Raw genomic sequence first — 18,772 nt, 5'->3', positions numbered from 1 at the left:
TATGCATTGTGGCTACTTATTTTACTGGGCAATAGCCCGGCTGCAATCGCACAAATGGACAGTGCTACCTTAATGGTAGACACTTTAAAAAAATCGCCCTCGCCTGTTGCTCCCAATGACTTCTGGCCCGACTCCATATCCATTCCCCGCAGGAGAGCTCCTTTATTATAAGGCATATTTATATTGAAGGCAATAAAATAACCCGCAGGGCTATTATGCTGAGGGAGTTACCTTTTAAAGAAGAAGATGTTGTACAAATTAAAGACATTCCTGACCTTTTTCCCGTGGAAAAACCCAGTTGCTCAACCTCTCTCTTTTTCAATTAAAGACTTTAGTATTGGAGTGGTTAACATAGATGGGCCTTACCTCGATGTTAAAATACAGGTAAAAGAACGATGGTATTTATTACCGCTGCCTCACCTGAAGCCGGTAGATCGCAACCTGAATGAGTGGCTGTTTAAAAGAGGCGCGAGTGTTTCCCGGGTTGACTATGGCGTGAAACTCATGTATGATAATGCCACTGGTAATAACGATAAATTAAGATTTTACTTCGTTACAGGGTATACCAAACAACTTCTTTTAAGCTATAACCGCCCTTATATTGATAAAAACCTGAAATGGGGACTTAATATGAGCCTGGCATTGGGCAAAACTCATGAAATCAATCATATCACGCTCGACAACCGGCAGGAGTTTCATAACGAACGCGATGATTATCCTAAAAATTTCTTCGAAGGGCTCGCAGAGTTTTCTTACCGTCCGGCCTTTTTCACGCGTCACTATTTTGGTATCGGATACAATACCTTGCGGGTATCAGATTCAGTAGTTTTGAAAAATCCCCAATTTTTAAATAATGGGGCTACAAGTGTTAAATATCCCAGGGTTTATTACAAATTGGTTTATCAAAACCTTGATTATATTCCCTATCCAACTCAGGGATATGCCTATGAAGTAATGTTGGCCAAGCAGGGATTTAATAGTAGAATGAATGTATGGCAACTAAGCGCCAAAGCTCAGGGGAGCTGGCATATCAACGATAAAATGTTTTATAGTATTTCTGCCCTGGGGAGTTTAAAGCTACCATTTAAGCAACCTTATCTTAATTCGCAACTCCTGGGTTATGGAGACCTTACCTTGCGTGGCTATGAGAACTATGTAATAGATGGCGTTGCAGGAGGCATTTTAAATGCAACGCTCTCCAAACAGCTCGCTAACTTCAGCCTTAATTTACCCATACTTAAGAAGTATACATCAACACTAATACCCCTTAAAATTTACGGTAAAGTTTATGGTAATACGGGTTATGTACGCAATACCCAACCCTGGGCCAATAGCCTGACCAATCGTATGCTTTATGGTGGAGGTTTCGGGTTAGACATCTTTACAGACTACGATTTTACTTTGAAGCTGGAGTTCTCCTTTAACCAGTTAGGAGAAAACGGTCTATATTTACACAAGAAGACATTATACTAAGCAACATGAAGGTAGCCGTATACAGCCGTGGCATTGATGCAGCATCTTATGCAGATGTAAAGACTTTTTTGAGGAGTTAAAAAACTACCGACTCAAATATGTGGTCTATGGCCCTCTTTTCGATAGTCTGAGGCCTCATTTAAACCTTTCTGATCACACCCCCACCTTCACCACGGCAGAAGAACTGGACAAAGACGTAGAGTTTATTATTGGCCTGGGAGGTGACGGTACGCTGCTGGATACCATTACGTTGATTAAAGACAAACCCATTTCCATAATGGGGATCAATTTTGGAAGGCTCGGTTTTTTGTCCAGTATCGGAAGAGAAAATCTTACCCTGGCTATTAAAGCGCTGGCGTTAAGAACTTATATTAGTGAGAAGCGTTCGCTGGTACATGTAGATGCAGACATGCCGCTATTTGGCGATATGCCTTTTGGTCTTAACGAATTTGCGATCCATAAAAGAGACACGGCTTCTATGCTGAAGATCCATACTTTTATCAATGGCGAACTTTTAAATACGTACTGGGCCGATGGCCTGATTGTGTCAACACCTACCGGGTCTACCGGTTACTCATTAAGCTGCGGCGGCCCTATCGTTTTCCCCGATTCGGAAAACTTTACCATTACCCCGGTGGCACCTCATCACCTCAATGTAAGGTCGCTGGTCGTAAACGATAACAGCATCATTTCATTTGAAATTGAAAGCCGGAGATGAGATCATTTGCGCCCTTGACTCTCGTAAAGAAATCATTTCCAAAAATGTGTCACTTGCAATTCGAAAAGAAAAATTTTCTATTAATCTGCTCAGACTAAGTGAAAATAATTTCCTGCATACCATTCAAACCAAGTTGATCTGGGGGTTGGACAGGCGGAATAATTAAGCCTTTTAATGCGTTGCAAACGCAAAATGCTATATACAATGCAGGTTTCATGTTATTAGAAATAAAAACACCGCATTGAGGCCGGTGTAGCAATATATCTTTTCCGTTAAAATGGACGGGGTGGTAACGGTGGACGAGGAGGTAAGGCCGGACGCGGTGGTCTCGGTGGATGATACTTCGCTATAGCATGATGCCTCCTGGCGGGCGCTTTACGATAACGGCTGCTCCTGGCATAATAATGTTTTGACTTTTTCGGATGCTTATGTTTTACGTATTTCTTTTTAACCACATGTCCCCGGTAATGATGTGCTTTATGGGGATGAGGAGGCCTTGGCGGTAGCCGCTGAGAAAAGGCTTCGCTATTGATCAACGTAAATAAAACCAGGGATAAGATTACAACGAATTTCTTCATAAAATGGATTTTTGATTCAACAATCTTCTAATTTCCAAATGTTGTGCCATGCGCATGGTTCATTTGTTAATTATTTGACCTTTTATGACTGATCCAGGTTGCATCAGACTCCTGATTTCACTTTTTATTAGGCTTGCGAAACCTAAACGCTCATAAAAAAACCCTGCAAATGCAAGGGTTTTCAAACTATCCTTATTATTCTTCAGCTTCTTTTTTCTTCTTTTTAAAAGGATTAGGAGGTTTTCTCGGTCCTTCTTCGCCGGCTTTGTCCTCCTTCACATTGGATCCCTTTTCGTCATCAGCATCTCCTGCTTTTTTCTTTTTAAAAGGGTTGGGGGAGGAGGAGGCTTTCGCGGTCCTTCGCTTTTTGCCTCCGGTTTATCGCCGTCATCTTCCTTTACCTTGGTTTTTGAACTGCTACCTCCCTCTTTGGCTTCTTTTTTTGCTACCTGCTTTTCATGTTCTTTCTTCCAGAAATCGGCCTGTGAACGACCAAACCGACGCATATCCTCTTTTCTTCTTTCATCACGTTCCTCGGAAGTTTCTTTTTCTCAGAAGAAGCTTTGGTGGACTTTTCCGATTTATCGTCGCTTTCAGTTTTCTTAGCGGATTTGGCGGTACTGCCTTGTGCATACGATTGCAGCCCTAACGTGAGAGCAGCTCCTATTAATAACAATATTTTTTTCATCCGTATATTTTTTATGGTTTTGATGGGGTGAAATCAACCTTAAAATTAAAAATTATATTGCTTTTTACCTGCACTATCCCAAGAATTAGGGATTCTCTCCCTCCTCAAAAATCTCCAGTTGTGGCGAAGTGATCTTAAAACTTTTACGATGATGAATGGTTAGTCCGTGGCTGTCTATTGCCAACCGGTGTGCCAGAGTGCCATACCCTTTGTTAGAGAACCAATTGTAATGGGGAAAGCTTTCATGCAAATTGCGCATATACTGGTCCCGGTAGGTTTTAGCCAGGATGCTGGCCGCAGCAATATGGGCATACTTACCATCTCCTTTAATAATACATTGGTGTGGCAGCGTTTTATACGGTATAAAATAGTTGCCATCTACCGATACAAACTGGGGCGTAACGGAAAGATTATCCAGTGCCAGGTGCATAGCCTTTTGAGATGCTTTTAAAATATTAATGGTATCTATCTCCTCCACATCTACCATCGCCACGCTAAAAGCCAGGGCCTGCTGTTCAATATAAACTTTTAATATCTCCCGGTCTCCGGCCTTTACCTGCTTGCTATCATTGAGCAGTGGATGGTAAAAGGTGGATGGCAATATAACTGCTGCTGCAAAAACAGGACCTGCATAGCAGCCACGCCCGGCTTCATCACAACCGCATCCGCAAGCTCTGGCTTGAAACAGTTTTCCAATCTTACTAATTCTTCCATTATAAACCGTCTTTACTGGTCAGCAATTTAAAACAGGAAGGTTGTACTTCAATATGAATCTTTTTCTCGGTCTCAACAGGCTCACCGTCAATATGCATGGGAGCTTCTCCATAATTGCTAATGCGTATTTCACTTGTTTGAAAATAGATAACGCTTTTGTTTTCGTTAATGTTTTCCTTTTTCTGAAGGCCATTTAAGCCTCCCACCTGCATAAAGGTATTATATAATAAAGTGAGTTTAGATTGATCGGTAACAATCACTACATCCACTTTCCCATCGTTGAGGCTGGCTTTAGGGGCTATCGTAAAATTATTGCCAAACTGGTTGCTATTGGCAATGCTGATAAAATAAGCCTCGGTAGTAAATATTTTGTTATTCAGTTTTATTTTAAATGAATAAGGTAATGCCGTAAAAAAATTACTGAAAACTTTTTTTACATAGGTAGCCAACCCGCGCTGGTTGGCTTTTGCGAAATCGTGCGCCACCTGGCCGTCAAACCCGATACCGCAAAGCATACAGGCAAACCGTTTATTAATCCGGAAGCCATCAACCTGCTGAGAATGATTGTTAAAAATTATCGCAAGCGCTTTCTTTATTGTTTTGGGAATACCTGCACCGAAGGCGAGGCCATTTCCCGAACCGCAGGGCACAATTCCAAACTGAACGGGCATTGCCATCAGGCTGTCCACCACCTGGCTTACCGTACCATCTCCGCCTACAATAACAATATCGGTTATTTTCTCTGTAAGGATTGTTTCTTCCAGGAAAGAATAATCACCATTAGCTACCGAAGGAAAAAACCGGAAAGGGATACCAGACTTCAGAGTTTCTGCTGCAATAGTATTCTGAACGCTATCTTTTGAGCTGGTGCCCGAAACAGGATTAACAAGGTAGATAATTTTGCGCCGCATATGCAAATGTATTTGTAATAAACATACACTAAAACGCCTGCATATTTTTCAACAAAAACTTAAGGATATAATAATGCCTTTAATAATAGGGCATTAGTGTCTATCTTTATACTCTGACAAAAATCGGGAGCTGAAAATGAATTTTATACTAAAAGTGTTGATCACTGGTCTTATTGCTTACCTGCTACAAAATATTTTAAGCGGCGTTAGAATTGTTGATATGAAAACTGCAGCGCTGTTTGCATTGGTGCTGGCATTATTAAATGCGGTAGTGAAGCCTATACTGGTGATCTTAACCATACCGGTTACGGTATTTACATTAGGCCTTTTTTACTGGTGATCAACGCCTTTATGGTATTGCTGGCGGCAAACTTTTTTAAAGGTGTTTATGTAGATGGGTTTTGGTGGGCTTTGGCATTCAGCATTTTATTATCACTCGGCTCTTCGATACTGTATTCATTGGTAGGCGGCAAAAAAGAATAGCAATTGCGTTGTATCAATAAAAGGGATTTTTTTGGATTTTTTGCAAAAAGCTTCTAATTTAGATCCCTAATCAAAACATTAATCAAAAGTCCTGATGTTTCTACATCAGGGCTTTTTTGATCCCTGGGGCACAGTTTTTACAAACGCCTTTTGCAACTACCTCTAATTCAGCTGATTGGTATCCTTCCGGCAAATCAACTGTCGGTGTTACTACACTATCCAGGCAAAAAGTATTATTACAAACATTGCATACAAAATGCACATGATGGTCGTGGTGGTGTCCTTCGCCGCAATCATCTTTACATAGTGCATATTTTATAGAATTATCAGAAGTGGGAATGGTATGGATCAATCCTTTTTCTACAAAAGCCTGTAAAGTTCTGTAAATAGTTACCCGGTCAAAATGCTCCCCGGCATTTTTTCTATATCAGCATGCGCCAATGCGCCACCGCTATTCAGAAAAAGCTGCAATATCTTTTGCCGGCCGGCTGTTACACTTAGCTTGTTAACCTTCAGTATATTTTCTATGGACCTCATTCCCATTATCAATTTTTGAGTTCTTTTTCAATATCCCTGATCAAACCGTTTATTTCTCTTTTTTCAAACCGTCATAAATAGCTAAAACATCTCCTTTCCTATTCACCAATGCCCAAAACTGGCTATGTAAAAAATCGTCTTCAACGTTGGTGAGGTTATTAGCCGGGTCATCGATAGAGTAACTAAGTCTGGCCATATTATATAAGCTATCTTTTCTGCCGGTAAGAAATATCCACTTCTCTGTATTTACCTTCATCGAGTCGGCATACATTTTTAACCGCGCTGCTGAATCTGTTTTGGGGTCGCAGGTATAGGATAAAATACGAAAATCAGGCTCATTTTTAAACTTTTCATACACCTGCTTCATATTGTCATTCATCATCGGGCAAATGCCGGGGCAGGTGGTGAAAAAGAATTCAGCCACATATACCTTACCATCCACATCCGTATTCGTTACCGCCTGGCCATCCTGGTTGGTGAACCGGAATTGGGCCACTTTGCTGATGGGCTCCAGCTTCCTGTCGTTATAACCCGGTATAAACCAGGAAACAATACCATAAAAAACTATGGATAAGGCAACAAAGAAAACGAGATAATAGATGGTCTTTTTACGCACGGGAACTCTTTTTAGAGAAACAAAATTACTTCATAGTTGTTGAAGCGCAGCAAACAAAATGTAGACAGCAGCGCTGTAACAAATGAAAGTAAGTTGCCGGAGTGGGGAAACCGCACTGTAATACGCATTATTAAGATTCTCAGCGTCTATTAATAAATTGACAAATTTGTGGCGAAGTCATTATTTTTGGAGCTTAATACTTTTAAAAAAGTAACATGGAAAAAGAAGCGTTGAAACAACAGGTGAAAGAGCAAATTGTGAAATTTTTGAATCTCAACACCGTGAACCCAACTGATATTAAAGACGATGAGCCATTGTTTGGTGAGGGATTGGGATTAGACTCGATTGACTCAATTGAATTGATTGTTATGCTTTCCCGCGAGTACGGTATTAACATACAGGACCCGAAAGAAGGTAGAAAAATATTGACCAATGTAAATACGATGGTAGATTACATTGAGCAGCATCGTACTAAATAAAAAAATCCCCTCGTGAGCCGTATAGTAGTTACCGGCATTGGTATAATTACTGCCATTGGCGAAACAGCTGATGAAAATCGTGATTCTCTCATTCATGCAAAAACCGGTATAGGAAAAGCCCGGTTTTTTAATAGCAGGTACACCGGGCAATTACCATTTGGAGAAATCAACCAGTCAACTGAATTGCTGGCAGAAAAGTTGGGTATTGAAAATAATATAGCTACCCGAACCGATCTGTTGGCCCTGCATGCTGCGAAGCAGGCTATTATTGACGCAAATTTGTCAAAGGAAGACCTCTCTGGTAACGACACCGCCCTTATTGGCGGCAGTACCGTTGGCGGCATGTGCCTTACTGATGAAATGTATGCAGATGCCAATGCCGCGGGCATCAGCAACTCTCCTTATCTTACCTCCTATTCCAATAGCGCCAATACCAGTTTTTTACAGCGTTATTTTAATGTGGGAGGTCTTGTCAATACCTTTAACACGGCCTGCTCGTCATCGGCCAACGCCATTATGTACGGGGCACGGTTGTTGAAAAACGGGTTAGCTAAAAAGGTAATTGCAGGAGGCGTAGACAGTCTTTCCAAATATACCGTGAATGGCTTCAATGCTTTAATGATCTTAGCCGACGAACCTTGCAGGCCCTTCGATTCCGAAAGAAAAGGCCTGAACCTGGGAGAAGGTGCCGCTTTCCTGGTTTTGGAAAGGGAAGAAGATGCATCCGGCAAAAGGGTTTATGCAGAAGTAAGAGGTTACGGCAACAGTAATGATGCATTTCACCCATCTTCCACTTCTGTAGAAGGAGAAGGGCCTTATCTGAGCATGAAAAGAGCACTGGAAGTAGCAGGTTTATCTCCGGAAGAGATCAACTTTGTTAATGCACATGGCACAGCAACAGAAAATAACGACGAAACAGAGAGTGCTGCCATGCTTCGTTTATTTGGTACTCCGCCCGATTTCGCGAGCACCAAATCCTATACCGGGCATACGTTGGGTGCAGCAGGTGCAATTGAGGCAGTATACAGTATTATAAGCCTGCAACACCAGGAGGTATATCCTTCCCTGCATTTTACGCAGGCTATTACTGCTACAGGACTTAGTCCCATTACGACATATAAGCAGAAAAACCTTCAACATATTATGTCTAATTCGTTTGGCTTTGGAGGCAACTGTACTTCGCTTATTTTCTCGAAAATGTAAGCGTGAGTCTCAGGACCCAGACCCAGCCCGGGCAGTTTAAAGAAGACTAACCGCGGGTTTTCTGCCTGAATTATAAAAGGTTCCCGATTGGTCTTGTCAACCCGAAACCTGTTAACTCAAATTACCAGATCATGTATATCCATCAACACATTTGTATTTCGCCACAGCAAACCAACGGTGTTGTTGATTTAGAGGCAATACATCCTTCTTCAGCCGGCAAATTACTGGCCCTTGAACCAAAGCTCGGGGGCGTACCACCTGGCATGTTACGTAGAATGAGCAAGGCAGTGCGGATGGGCATTGGTGCAGGGTTGCCCTTAATAAAAGAAGTAAACGTTGATGGCATTATTATAGGAACGGCTAATGGCGGCATGGAGGACTGTATACAGTTTCTAAACCAGATCATTGATTATGAGGAAGGACTGCTGACGCCGGCTAACTTTGTACAAAGCACACCCAATGCTATTGCCGGGCAACTTAGCCTTATTACCAAGAACAGGGCTTATAATGCTACCCATGTTCATAACGGATTAGCATTTGAAAATGCATTGATCGATGCGAAGATGAGCCTGGCTGAAAAACCGGACACACAATACCTCGTTGGCGGTATAGATGAAATATCTTCCTACAATTATAATATAGATCAGCTGGCTGGTTGGTACGACAGCACAAAATCGAATGAAGACCTTTATACTTCTACTGCTCCAGGGACCATTGCCGGAGAAGGTGCAGCGATGTTCGTTATAAATAATAATGCTGCAGCTGCTTTGGGGCGTATAGATGCCATTGAAGCATTCCAAAGTATGGACCAGGAGCAGGTTGAAGCCCGGTTTAAGAATTTTCTTAGCACTTATAATACTGATATCAACCACACATTGTTCATTAGTGGTGAGAATGGAGACAGCCGGTTTCTACCAGGCTATACAAGCTGTGAGCTTGCTATCGGATCTTCTATCCCTGTTGTTCGGTTTAAACATTTAACAGGCGAATATCCCACGTCTTCGTCTTTTGCCTTGTGGCTGGCCTGCCAGGCGCTGGCGGAACAGAGTTTGCCCGCTCACTTTTATAAGAACGAACATAATCTTACGCAAATTGATCGGGTAATCCTTTACAATCAATACCAGGGACTGCAACACAGCTTTATATTGGTATCGAGGTAGAAAGGGCGTTTATATAAACGGTACCCTTACAATAATAGAAATGGCTATGCGTGATACTATTTTTGGCTGTTTGGCGGGCTCACCAGATCTGCCAGCGCCTTTTCTTCCAATATAATTCTTGAAGGACCAGCGGTTTTATGTTGCCACTTTACCAGGCGAATAAAACCGCTTTCTATTTCTATACCTGTTATATCACCATCTGAAAAGCAACAGCACCCTGTATTAAAATAGGTAGGTTTTATAGCAGCATAGTCTGCCTCCAAAGTATCAAACCTTTTTTGATAGGTTTTAACCTCTTCATTGATCTTTGCCACCAGCGCTTCATCTTTATGCACTTCGGCAAACCTCATTTGCCGGTGCAGCCGTTCTATATGTGTAAGTGATTCAAAAACCGGCTGATGCGTGTGGCCGGTAATGAGCATCATGTTTTTCTGCGTGGCGCTCCACTCATACATTATTTCATTATGTAGCGTCTTTTTATATATATTATTCGATGGTTCATTAGGGTTAATTCTCAGGTAAGCCTGTAAAGGCGCCCATATACGCGCAATAAAAAACTTGGTAAACGCATTGCCATCGCTATTGGCATCGCCCTGGTGGCCATGGGTGCATAGTATCTGCAAAGGGCTGGTTGTTGATTGCGCCCTTCAATATTACGCCCTCATAAATCTTTACCTCCTGATTATACATATTCTTCAACTCAAAAGAAGCCAGCGGATCGTTAGCCCAATACAGATCGTGATTACCAAAGATTTTGATAAATGCATTTCTCGAAAGAAACTTTCCTTCCAGCTCAAACGCTTTTTTATACGCCTTTTTTACCTGCCAGAAAAGATTTTCCCAAAGCTCCTCGCAGTCACCGAGATTAATCAGGCAAAAGTTATTTTGTTCATAATGCGCGAGCGCAGCCATGTAACTGGCCTCTGCTACAGTAAAGTCATCGGCACCGTTACGGTTTCCCTTATGTTGATCTGAAAAAATAATAAAACGTCCGTCAAAATCATCCAGAGAAATAACAGTTCCCTTGTTTCCTGGCTCATTGATGATATCCTCATACAATTTACTCAGGGCTTTATAAATTCTTTCTTTATCCGGGCGCGAAGAAAACTTATCGGAAAGCCATAGTATGGGTCTTCTTAATAAGTATTGAAAGAATCTGCGCATGGAAGCAAATGTAACAATAGGCCTTTATGTTTTTTACAGCGGAGCAGGTGTCATCAACCCATAGATATTCTATAAAAGAAAACAGGTAAAAAATTAAAACACGGGGCCATAGCGCAGCTTTTTCTCGTTGCGGGAGTAATTGTCAGGATAAATAATATCATGGGCGGTCTCATAACCCTCATTCGCTGCATCAATAAGGCGACGCTGTAATCTTTTATTACGCACTTTACACACCACCCCGGTTACAGTAGTTGCAGCAACACCTAATAACACTAATCCTATCAAGCTATATGTAGACTTCTTCATTCCAATAAAATTTTTCCTATATAAATATTTCAAAAATGGGCCGTAACGCAATCGTGTTATAGGCAGCGGGTATTGATTCATAGCAAATTACATACCGGCTTAGCATTATAACAAATTTACTTAAAAAGTTTTTCCGCCCTCGCTAAAATAACATGTTTTTAATGTTTTGTCCTTTGTATTTATTAAAATTAACAAGACCATAATAAGGCTCACCGGCGGCTTCCGCTTTGGCTAAAAAGCCAGTTCAGCAATCCGGGCTGAGCAAAAGTGGCATCCCAACTGTTGTGGTTGGCATCCGGAAATAATGTAAATTGAACATCCACCTTATTTGCCTTCATAGCCGCCACCATTTCTTCCGAATACCTGGGTAAAACCACATCGTCTTTACCACCATGAAATACCCACCATTTTGTTCCTTTAAGATTAGATGCTGTAGCGGTATTAGCACCACCACATATAGGAATGGCAGCTGCAAAAGTTAGGCAGGCGGTTTACGAGCTCAAAAGTACCCATGCCTCCCATACTTAGTCCCATAATATATACCTGCTGCTTTTTTATACCGTACCTGCCATCAAGATCTTTCATCAGCTCTAACAGCAACTGCATTGGGATTGTAGGCGTGCCACCGTTGTTAAATTCAAAGACCCTGTTGGCCCCGCTACCTGCTATTTTTACATTGCTCCAGTAGGATTGCTGGCTACATTGAGGAAATACTACTATCGCCGGGTACTTCTGCCTGTTTGCCTCATTTACAAATAAAGCGCCTCCATGAGTCAGCTGCTTTTCATTGTCGTTGCCTCTTTCTCCCGCACCATGCAAAAAAATTACCATCGGATACTTTTTCCCTTTTTGATATCCTTCAGGCAACAAAAGCCGGTAGGGCAAAGTATCGTTATTTTTGATGTACTGATGCTTTTCATAAGACCCGAAAGACTGAGCAAAAAGCTCCCGTGCCTGCAGGAGGGATAAACTCATTACTAATATCCATACGAACTTTGTCTTCATACGCTTTATATTTAAATCGTCGCCCTATTTAAGAGACGACTTTTATGTAATAACCTTCCGGCAAATTAATGCCTGATTTGTTATAAAAACGCTTTTATTTAGTGAATGTTATCGTCAATACAAGAATGCGTTTATCTTTATGCCCCTTTATTAATAAGCGGTTTGCTTAATAAATTCTTACTTCGTTAATAATATGCAGCTACAATTACCCAAAGTGATTTCCGGAACCAGTTTATTGGGAAATCTTTATAAAGAAATGGCACATGAGGATAAGCGGGAAATTGTAAATGCTTATATCCAGGCCTCTGCAGAAACGCCTCTTTTCGATAGTGCGGGCAAATATGGTGCAGGATTGGCGCTAGAATCTTTGGGAGCCTGCTTAAAAGACCTGGGAATACAAAAAAACCAGGTGCTGATCAGCAATAAACTGGCCTGGGTTAGGAAGCCACTTGTTACACCAGAACCTACTTTTGAAAAAGGCATCTGGCATAACCTGAAGCATGATGCAGAGCAGCAAATAAGCTACGATGGTATTTTAAGATGTTTTGAAGAGGGCAACGAATTGCTGGGAAATTATGCCGCTCAACTGGTATCTATTCACGATCCGGATGAGTACCTCGCCGCAGCAACAAGTGAGTACGATTATCAAAAAAGATATGATGATATACTGGAGGCCTACAGGGCTTTAACAGACCTGAAGAATAAAGGGGTTGTGGCAGGCGTTGGAATTGGGGCCAAAGACTGGCGATCAATTGAAAAAATAGCCAAAGATGTACAGCTGGACTGGGTGATGATTGCCAATAGCTATACGATCTATCATCATCCGAAAGAACTGGTTGATTTTGTTGCCGGCCTGCACCAAAAAATATCTCGGTGATCAATTCTGCCGTTTTTCATGGGGGTTTTTGATGGGTAGCGATTACTTCAATTATATACAGCTCGACCGCAATAACCCTGAACATCAGCATTATTACAACTGGCGCGATAAGTTCAATAGCCTATGTGCCGAATATAATATTACTCCGCCCGCTGCAGCTATTTATTTTGGCCTGCATGTTCCGGGGTGAAAAGTATTGCCTTAAACAGCAGTAATCCTAAAAGAGTACAGCAAAATATCGAAATGGCGAACGCCGAAATCCCGGCCGACTTCTGGCAAAGAATGAAGGAAGAACAACTTATAGACAATAATTACCCGCATTTATAGAAGATGAAAACATTAATATGTACTTTACCTGGTCAGTTTGAGTATGGAGATATCACGCAGCCGGAACTGAAGGCCGACCATGCATTGATCAGAATAAAAAGAATTGGCATCTGTGGTACCGACCTGCATGCTTATGAAGGCACGCAGCCGTTTTTAACTACCCGCGCGTTCTGGGGCATGAGCTTTCGGGCGAGCTGGTTGATTTTGATAATGCGCCTGGCTTTGAAAAGGGAGAGGCGGTTTCTATTATACCTTATTTTAGTTGTGGTGGCTGCATTGCCTGCCGTAAAGGCAAACCCAACTGCTGTACTGATATAAAAGTATTTGGCGTACATATTGACGGGGGATGAAGGAGTATATTTTGGTTCCGTCTCAGTATTTGCTACATGGCGAAGGCCTTAGCTTTGATGAACTGGCCCTGGTGGAGCCCCTGGCTATTGGTGCACATGGTGTAAGACGTGCGGACGTACAAGCTGGTGATTATGTGCTGGTAATCGGCGCAGGACCTATTGGTTTGGGAACGATGGAATTTGCGCGCATAGCGGGCGCTAAAGTAATTGCCCTGGATGTAAACGAAGCGCGGCTGGAGTTCTGCCGCCAACACCTGAATGTACATGCTACTGTAAATGCGATGGATAGCAACGTGGCAGACCAGCTGAAAGAAATTACGGAAGGCGATATGCCTACTGCTGTAATAGACGCCACCGGTAACCTGAGGGCTATTAATAATGCTATTAATTACCTGGCGCATGGCGGAAATTATGTGCTGATCGGGTTACAAAAAGAACCGTTCTCCTTTAGTCATCCTGAATTCCATAAAAGAGAAACAACATTGATGAGCAGCCGTAATGCTACGCGTGAGGATTTTGAACATGTGATCAAAAGTATGAAGGCGGGCCTGGTGAATCCTAAAACCTATATAACACATACGGTTACTTTCGATGCTGTTAAAGATAACTTTGAATCATGGCTGGATCCTAAAACAGGGGTTATTAAAGCCATGGTACATTTGTAAAAGTTGGACATGATTATCCTGCAACCTGGGGCTTAACCACAGGAGTAGTTGGGGAAGATTACAATAAAATAACATAGCTTTGGAATATGGGTATGATGGCGAGAAAAAATCTGCAAAGAAGGAGTTGATTCTTACTACCGCGGCAGCAATGTTCCGGGAAAGAGGGTTTGCTGCCAGCTCCATGCGTGATTTAGCGGAGAAGATCGGCATAGAGGCAGCCAGCTTGTACAATCACATTCAATCCAAAGCACAGATACTGGAGGAGATTGTTGATGGCGTATCTGAAGAATGCAAAGTACATCTTGACAATCTGGAAAAGTCAAACAGCACTTCGCTTGAAAAGATCGAGTCGTTGATCCGCTTTCATACTAAAATGATGATGAATCGTTTTGAAGAGTATTCTGTTATGGTAAGCCAGTGGATGCACCTCGATGGTGATAAACTGGTACATTTTGCCACCCACCGCCGCGATTATGTAAAAAGAATGGAAGCCATTGTGGAAGCGGGCATTCAAAAAGGAGAGCTAAAGTCTTTAATGCCCTGTAGTGGTGTTAAACATCCTTTCTTCCGTTCGTGGATTAGAATTCTGGCAAAGAAGCGCTAAAACACATACGGCACAGGAAATGGAAGATAATATGGTGATCCACTTGATTGGTGGGATTAAGAAATAGTTTATTCTTCTATCCGGCATTTATAAATTTGCCGTTCATCTTTAAATAAACAGCATCCCCGCTTTTGATAACCGCATTGCAGGTTACTGCTTCATCTTCCGTTTTATAATCAATAGTAATAACTAACACATTGGTTTGGGTGGGATCGATCATCTGAAGAAATTTACAGTTGGCCGCCTCCGAAAGAAAAAGTTTTCGCTCTGTTGCTTTTTCCAGCAATTCTTTTACCATTTGTAGCTGGCATACACCGGGTAATATCGGCTGGCCAGGAAAATGTCCCTCGAAAATTTTGTGGTTTGCATTGAGGGTTATGGATGCCACGGCTTTTTGTGCTTCGCTATCAAAAGTATCGAGCTTGTAAAGATTTTCAATCAACATAAGGTTGCAAATTTAGTAGTTTATCCAGTGGTGCGATCTCATAGCCCTGCTCCCGGGCACAACTGATAAAGTCAGGTAATACTTTAACGGTTATGTCTATCGTATCATGAAATAAAAAAATAGCCCCGGGCTTCAAAGCATTCTTTAGCTTATTTAGTAACACCCCCTCGTCCTTTGCCACTGTGTCCATTGATCGCACATTCCATCCTATTGCCGTGTAGCCCATGCGCTCCACAGCTTTTTTAAGATTGGGATTGGTAACACCATAAGGCGGCCGGAACCATTTTACGTCAAGCTCCAACGCTGCCTTAAAAGGTTATGTGCCTGACTCAGGTCGGCCTCCATTTTTTTGGGAGAAAGCAGATCAAACCAAAAGCTATGGCTATAACTGTGCGACCCGATAATATGACCCTGCTGATGAATATCTCTTAACAGGTTTGTATTGTTTTCTGCATTTTTACCGATGCAAAAGAAGGTAGCCTTTACCTTACTGGTTTCTAATATGGATAAGATCTGTGGCGTATGGTTGCCTAAGGGTCCATCATCGAAGGTTAATGCAATTTTTTTTGATCTGTATTCCCTTTACAAATCGTCTTCATATAAAACTGCGACTGCACAAAGTAGCTTCCATAAAAAAGCAGTAGCGAGTAGGAAATAGCGAGTAGGGAGTACATTATAACTGGAACATTATATTGCAGCAGATCCGACACAACAAGTGCCGAAAGTAATACTCCAAAAACGACATTCGTATTTCTGAAAGTTAGCATGCCTTCAACAAATAAAGCGTAGGGTAGCTGAGCAGGTAATTGTTATATACTAAAAGTTGCTTTACCGGCTTATTGTTAAAAGAGCCTTTCTTTACCATATGGGTTGCCATCCATAACGCGAAGGCTGAAGCTGTAGGATATTCGCCACAATATTGTTTAAAAGTGGTTAACCTGTCCTTGTCAAAAAGTTGCTCTAACTGCTTGTAATGTTTACCTTCTGTAAGGTCCCCGTTATTCCCGGTGATCACCAGGTCAATGTCTGTCAGGGCAATACCCTTTTCTTTCAAAAAAGTATCGATAATCGTAACGGACGGCTCTTCAGATTTATAATGATTGGTAAATCCTGTCAGTTGAGCAAGCGCATTCTGTGACTCTTTACTTACCACAAAAAAAGCGGCCCCATCCCCTGCCATGGTTCCTTTGCTTTCATTTTGAACCAGCTGTAAGCTATCTCCGTTTGTCTTATACAAACCAAACCGTTTTAAAATAGCGTGGCTTTTTTCTGTAATCTCATCTGCAGCACCTACCAACACCTTTTGCGCATCACCTTCTTCCAATAAAGAAATAGCATCAGTTAAGGCGGCCTCGAAAGAAGAGCCCCTGTGCACATAGGTATTATTATAATTATGACATTTCAGCATCAGCGCTATTTGCGCTGCAACAGTGTTATGAGTAGACTGTATAAAAGCGGTTGGAGAAAGCAGGGTTTCTTTAAATTCTACCAGCCTTGTTAAAAACTGGTCGGTATCGGCCAGGCAACCATAGGCGGTGCCGGTTACTATGGCATCAGGCGACTGCAGATTTGCGTGAGACAGGGCTTCAGAAGCTGCGGCAACGCCCATCTTAATAATGCGGCTCATGCGGCGAATTAATTTCGCATCCACATATTTTGTATAATCCGGCTCAACGCAACGCAGCTGATCTCCCGAATAATTTAAAGGAGCGTCAAGCATCTGATCAAAAGAGACCTGGGGCGACACAGCGTCAGCCGAATGTATATAAACAGGGCTGTCCGTTATTTGCTGTATGGTGGTACTATTGGCCATGAAATATTGATATCTGCGAATGTATATCAAAAAATGGTATCAACTCACCCATCTGGTCATTAGCAGTATATCCCCGGGGCTGCTCAAGGCCAATAATCTTACCCGGTTTTACTGCTTTTAAAAACAAGAAGAATCTACTGCCTGTATTTAACGATCCTATATAAGTTTTGTATGCTTCGTATTATGTTATGAATGAAAAATTTCATGTACTTTGAGGGACATACCAAATAAAACGACTTCTCAAATGAAAACAAGAAAAATCACACTGTCGGAGCAGGAAATACCTGAACAATGGTACAATATTGTTGCCGATATGCCCAACAAGCCATTGCCTCCATTACATCCCGGCACCAAAGAACCCATCGGGCCGGAGGCTTTAGCGCCCCTTTTTCCACAAGAGCTTATTAAACAGGAAGTGTCTACTGAAAAATGGATCACCATTCCTGACGAGGTTCGAAATATTTACAGCCTGTGGCGGCCTACGCCAATGTACCGGGCATACGAGTTAGAGAAAGCGCTGGACACACCTGCAAAGATATACTATAAGTATGAAGGGGTAAGTCCGGCCGGTTCTCACAAACCTAATACAGCAATTCCACAGGCGTATTATAATATGAAAGAGGGTGTGAAGCGTATTACTACTGAAACGGGTGCAGGTCAGTGGGGAAGTGCCTTAAGCTTTGCCTGTAACCTTTTTAACATAGAATGCGAGGTATACATGGTAAAGCTCTCTTTTGAGCATAAGCCTTACCGTAAAATTATGATGAATACCTGGGGTGCGAATGTGATCCCTTCTCCCAGTAATCTTACTGAAGCGGGGCGTAAGATATTGGCACAGGACCCCAATAGTCCGGGTTCCTTAGGTATTGCCATTTCTGAAGCAGTAGAAATGGCTGCTCAACGTGAAGACACCAAGTATGCATTGGGCAGTGTATTAAACCACGTATTATTACATCAAACTATTATCGGACTGGAAGCGCATAAACAACTCGAAAAAGCAGGTGACCTTCCGGATGTGGTAATTGCGCCTTTTGGCGGTGGTTCTAACTTTGCAGGTATATCATTTCCTTTCCTGAGATTAAATCTTGAAGAGGGCAAAAAGATCCGCTGCATTGCCAGCGAACCTACCTCCTGTCCAAAATTAACCAGGGGCGTATTTCGCTACGACTTTGGCGATACCGTAGGCATGACACCATTGCTGCCCATGTATACACTGGGCCACAATTTTGTGCCGGCACCTATACATGCGGGAGGACTTCGCTATCACGGAGCAGGTGCTATTGTTAGTCAATTATTGAAAGATGGACTTATAGAAGCCAGTGCCCACGACAACCTGGAAGTTTTTGAAGCCGGTATTAAATTCGCTAAAGCCGAAGGTATTATTCCGGCACCGGAGGCTACCCATGGTATTGCCACTGCTATAAAAGAAGCTGAGCGTTGCAAACGTGAAGGCAAAAGCGAAACGATCCTGTTTAACTTATGTGGTCATGGCAATTTCGATATGAAAGCCTACCAGGATTATTTCGAGGGCAAAATTGTAAGACATGAACTCACAGATGCAGATATACAAAACTCTTTAAAAGAGTTGGATACGCCTGTTATTGCCTGATTATGTAAATAGTACTTATTAAAAGGCCTTCTGAAATGCATCAGAAG

At 42.1% G+C, this 18,772-nt stretch carries 29 protein-coding genes and 1 pseudogene; 14 read left to right on the top strand and 16 right to left on the bottom strand.

What is annotated here, in order from left to right; translation table 11 throughout:
* Positions 1 to 6 precede the first annotated feature (6 nt).
* The 3 genes from MKP07_RS09105 (at position 7) to MKP07_RS09095 (ending at position 2,191) form a co-directional block, all read left to right on the top strand.
* A complete protein-coding gene (locus MKP07_RS09105) occupies positions 7 to 171 on the top strand; it encodes a hypothetical protein (protein ID WP_240846926.1) in 165 nt (54 codons plus the stop codon).
* Positions 172 to 246: 75 nt separating this feature from the next.
* Positions 247 to 1,473, top strand: coding sequence for a BamA/TamA family outer membrane protein (locus MKP07_RS09100; RefSeq protein ID WP_240846925.1), 1,227 nt, complete (start codon positions 247 to 249; stop codon positions 1,471 to 1,473).
* Positions 1,474 to 1,573: 100 nt separating this feature from the next.
* Positions 1,574 to 2,191, top strand: coding sequence for an NAD(+)/NADH kinase (locus MKP07_RS09095; protein ID WP_240846924.1), 618 nt, complete (start codon positions 1,574 to 1,576; stop codon positions 2,189 to 2,191).
* 272 nt (positions 2,192 to 2,463) lie between these two features.
* Here MKP07_RS09095 and MKP07_RS09090 read toward each other — a convergent pair whose 3' ends face one another.
* The 4 genes from MKP07_RS09090 to MKP07_RS09075 form a co-directional block, all read right to left on the bottom strand.
* Entirely contained in the window at positions 2,464 to 2,769 is a 306-nt protein-coding gene (locus tag MKP07_RS09090) for a hypothetical protein (protein ID WP_240846923.1), read from the bottom strand.
* Positions 2,770 to 3,044: 275 nt separating this feature from the next.
* A complete protein-coding gene (locus tag MKP07_RS09085; protein ID WP_240846922.1) occupies positions 3,045 to 3,275 on the bottom strand; it encodes a hypothetical protein in 231 nt (76 codons plus the stop codon).
* Positions 3,276 to 3,542: 267 nt separating this feature from the next.
* A complete protein-coding gene (locus tag MKP07_RS09080) occupies positions 3,543 to 4,145 on the bottom strand; it encodes a ribonuclease HII (RefSeq protein ID WP_240850721.1) in 603 nt (200 codons plus the stop codon).
* 25 nt (positions 4,146 to 4,170) lie between these two features.
* Positions 4,171 to 5,082: a diacylglycerol/lipid kinase family protein gene (locus MKP07_RS09075; protein ID WP_240846921.1), complete on the bottom strand. Its 912-nt coding sequence runs from the start codon at positions 5,080 to 5,082 to the stop codon at positions 4,171 to 4,173.
* A 136-nt stretch (positions 5,083 to 5,218) separates the two neighbouring features.
* On the opposite strand from MKP07_RS09075, the pseudogene MKP07_RS42310 reads away from it, so the two are divergent.
* Positions 5,219 to 5,565: pseudogene (locus MKP07_RS42310) on the top strand (phage holin family protein).
* A 100-nt stretch (positions 5,566 to 5,665) separates the two neighbouring features.
* On the opposite strand, the gene MKP07_RS09060 reads toward MKP07_RS42310, so the two are convergent.
* Genes MKP07_RS09060 through MKP07_RS09050 form a run of 3 tightly spaced genes read right to left on the bottom strand, consistent with a single transcriptional unit; the run spans position 5,666 to position 6,718 of the window.
* On the bottom strand, positions 5,666 to 5,917 hold the full coding sequence (locus MKP07_RS09060) for a hypothetical protein (RefSeq protein ID WP_240846918.1): 252 nt from the start codon (positions 5,915 to 5,917) through the stop codon (positions 5,666 to 5,668).
* A gap of 38 nt (positions 5,918 to 5,955) precedes the next feature.
* On the bottom strand, positions 5,956 to 6,102 hold the full coding sequence (locus MKP07_RS09055; protein ID WP_240846917.1) for a hypothetical protein: 147 nt from the start codon (positions 6,100 to 6,102) through the stop codon (positions 5,956 to 5,958).
* A gap of 49 nt (positions 6,103 to 6,151) precedes the next feature.
* On the bottom strand, positions 6,152 to 6,718 hold the full coding sequence (locus MKP07_RS09050) for an SCO family protein (protein WP_240846916.1): 567 nt from the start codon (positions 6,716 to 6,718) through the stop codon (positions 6,152 to 6,154).
* A gap of 215 nt (positions 6,719 to 6,933) precedes the next feature.
* On the opposite strand from MKP07_RS09050, the gene MKP07_RS09045 reads away from it, so the two are divergent.
* The 3 genes from MKP07_RS09045 to MKP07_RS09035 all read left to right on the top strand — a co-directional run bounded on the left by MKP07_RS09045 (position 6,934) and on the right by MKP07_RS09035 (position 9,560).
* Positions 6,934 to 7,197 (top strand): phosphopantetheine-binding protein, encoded by a 264-nt coding sequence (locus tag MKP07_RS09045; RefSeq protein ID WP_240846915.1) that lies wholly within the window; start codon positions 6,934 to 6,936, stop codon positions 7,195 to 7,197.
* 12 nt (positions 7,198 to 7,209) lie between these two features.
* Positions 7,210 to 8,400 (top strand): beta-ketoacyl-[acyl-carrier-protein] synthase family protein, encoded by a 1,191-nt coding sequence (locus MKP07_RS41065; RefSeq protein WP_240846914.1) that lies wholly within the window; start codon positions 7,210 to 7,212, stop codon positions 8,398 to 8,400.
* A gap of 131 nt (positions 8,401 to 8,531) precedes the next feature.
* Entirely contained in the window at positions 8,532 to 9,560 is a 1,029-nt protein-coding gene (locus MKP07_RS09035) for a beta-ketoacyl synthase chain length factor (RefSeq protein WP_240846913.1), read from the top strand.
* Between the two features lie 56 nt (positions 9,561 to 9,616).
* Here MKP07_RS09035 and MKP07_RS09030 read toward each other — a convergent pair whose 3' ends face one another.
* From MKP07_RS09030 to MKP07_RS09010, 5 genes are all read right to left on the bottom strand, one after another.
* Complete coding sequence (locus MKP07_RS09030) at positions 9,617 to 10,183, bottom strand: hypothetical protein (RefSeq protein ID WP_240846912.1); 567 nt, start codon at positions 10,181 to 10,183, stop codon at positions 9,617 to 9,619.
* Positions 10,140 to 10,724 carry a hypothetical protein gene (locus MKP07_RS09025; protein WP_240846911.1) on the bottom strand — a complete coding sequence of 195 codons (585 nt, stop codon included), beginning with the start codon at positions 10,722 to 10,724 and terminating at the stop codon, positions 10,140 to 10,142. The genes MKP07_RS09030 and MKP07_RS09025 overlap by 44 nt, the downstream gene beginning before the upstream one ends.
* Before the next feature lie 93 nt (positions 10,725 to 10,817).
* The gene (locus MKP07_RS09020; RefSeq protein WP_240846910.1) at positions 10,818 to 11,030 is read right to left on the bottom strand and encodes a hypothetical protein; all 213 of its coding nucleotides are present in this window, start codon (positions 11,028 to 11,030) and stop codon (positions 10,818 to 10,820) included.
* Between the two features lie 209 nt (positions 11,031 to 11,239).
* Complete coding sequence (locus MKP07_RS09015; RefSeq protein WP_240846909.1) at positions 11,240 to 11,407, bottom strand: hypothetical protein; 168 nt, start codon at positions 11,405 to 11,407, stop codon at positions 11,240 to 11,242.
* Positions 11,408 to 11,471: 64 nt separating this feature from the next.
* The gene (locus tag MKP07_RS09010) at positions 11,472 to 12,035 is read right to left on the bottom strand and encodes a carboxylesterase family protein (protein ID WP_240846908.1); all 564 of its coding nucleotides are present in this window, start codon (positions 12,033 to 12,035) and stop codon (positions 11,472 to 11,474) included.
* Between the two features lie 193 nt (positions 12,036 to 12,228).
* Here MKP07_RS09010 and MKP07_RS09005 point away from each other — a divergent pair, with 193 nt between their 5' ends.
* The 6 genes from MKP07_RS09005 to MKP07_RS08980 all read left to right on the top strand — a co-directional run bounded on the left by MKP07_RS09005 (position 12,229) and on the right by MKP07_RS08980 (position 14,858).
* A complete protein-coding gene (locus tag MKP07_RS09005) occupies positions 12,229 to 12,912 on the top strand; it encodes an aldo/keto reductase (RefSeq protein ID WP_240846907.1) in 684 nt (227 codons plus the stop codon).
* Between the two features lie 28 nt (positions 12,913 to 12,940).
* Positions 12,941 to 13,102, top strand: coding sequence for a hypothetical protein (locus tag MKP07_RS09000; RefSeq protein ID WP_240846906.1), 162 nt, complete (start codon positions 12,941 to 12,943; stop codon positions 13,100 to 13,102).
* The gene (locus MKP07_RS08995) at positions 13,099 to 13,239 is read left to right on the top strand and encodes a hypothetical protein (protein ID WP_240846904.1); all 141 of its coding nucleotides are present in this window, start codon (positions 13,099 to 13,101) and stop codon (positions 13,237 to 13,239) included. Before MKP07_RS09000 ends, MKP07_RS08995 begins: the two co-directional genes overlap by 4 nt.
* Before the next feature lie 170 nt (positions 13,240 to 13,409).
* Positions 13,410 to 13,589: an alcohol dehydrogenase catalytic domain-containing protein gene (locus tag MKP07_RS38075; protein WP_317235974.1), complete on the top strand. Its 180-nt coding sequence runs from the start codon at positions 13,410 to 13,412 to the stop codon at positions 13,587 to 13,589.
* Positions 13,586 to 14,254 (top strand): zinc-binding dehydrogenase, encoded by a 669-nt coding sequence (locus MKP07_RS08985; RefSeq protein WP_240846902.1) that lies wholly within the window; start codon positions 13,586 to 13,588, stop codon positions 14,252 to 14,254. Before MKP07_RS38075 ends, MKP07_RS08985 begins: the two co-directional genes overlap by 4 nt.
* A 79-nt stretch (positions 14,255 to 14,333) precedes the next feature.
* Entirely contained in the window at positions 14,334 to 14,858 is a 525-nt protein-coding gene (locus MKP07_RS08980; protein ID WP_240846900.1) for a TetR/AcrR family transcriptional regulator, read from the top strand.
* 76 nt (positions 14,859 to 14,934) lie between these two features.
* On the opposite strand, the gene MKP07_RS08975 is transcribed toward MKP07_RS08980, so the two are convergent.
* The 4 genes from MKP07_RS08975 to MKP07_RS08965 all read right to left on the bottom strand — a co-directional run bounded on the left by MKP07_RS08975 (position 14,935) and on the right by MKP07_RS08965 (position 17,116).
* The gene (locus MKP07_RS08975) at positions 14,935 to 15,303 is read right to left on the bottom strand and encodes a 3-hydroxyacyl-ACP dehydratase (RefSeq protein WP_240846898.1); all 369 of its coding nucleotides are present in this window, start codon (positions 15,301 to 15,303) and stop codon (positions 14,935 to 14,937) included.
* Positions 15,293 to 15,604: a polysaccharide deacetylase family protein gene (locus tag MKP07_RS08970; protein ID WP_240846896.1), complete on the bottom strand. Its 312-nt coding sequence runs from the start codon at positions 15,602 to 15,604 to the stop codon at positions 15,293 to 15,295. The genes MKP07_RS08975 and MKP07_RS08970 overlap by 11 nt, the downstream gene beginning before the upstream one ends.
* The gene (locus MKP07_RS42305) at positions 15,589 to 15,816 is read right to left on the bottom strand and encodes a polysaccharide deacetylase family protein (protein ID WP_394803640.1); all 228 of its coding nucleotides are present in this window, start codon (positions 15,814 to 15,816) and stop codon (positions 15,589 to 15,591) included. Before MKP07_RS42305 ends, MKP07_RS08970 begins: the two co-directional genes overlap by 16 nt.
* 247 nt (positions 15,817 to 16,063) lie before the next feature.
* A complete protein-coding gene (locus tag MKP07_RS08965) occupies positions 16,064 to 17,116 on the bottom strand; it encodes a beta-ketoacyl synthase N-terminal-like domain-containing protein (protein ID WP_240846894.1) in 1,053 nt (350 codons plus the stop codon).
* A gap of 244 nt (positions 17,117 to 17,360) precedes the next feature.
* On the opposite strand from MKP07_RS08965, the gene MKP07_RS08960 reads away from it, so the two are divergent.
* Entirely contained in the window at positions 17,361 to 18,725 is a 1,365-nt protein-coding gene (locus MKP07_RS08960; RefSeq protein WP_240846892.1) for a TrpB-like pyridoxal phosphate-dependent enzyme, read from the top strand.
* Positions 18,726 to 18,772 lie beyond the last annotated feature (47 nt).

Origin of the sequence: Paraniabella hibiscisoli (assembly GCF_022512515.1) — a bacterium.
Classification (GTDB): Bacteria; Bacteroidota; Bacteroidia; order Chitinophagales; family Chitinophagaceae; genus Niabella; species Niabella hibiscisoli.
This window is presented reverse-complemented; position numbering and strand designations above follow the sequence as displayed.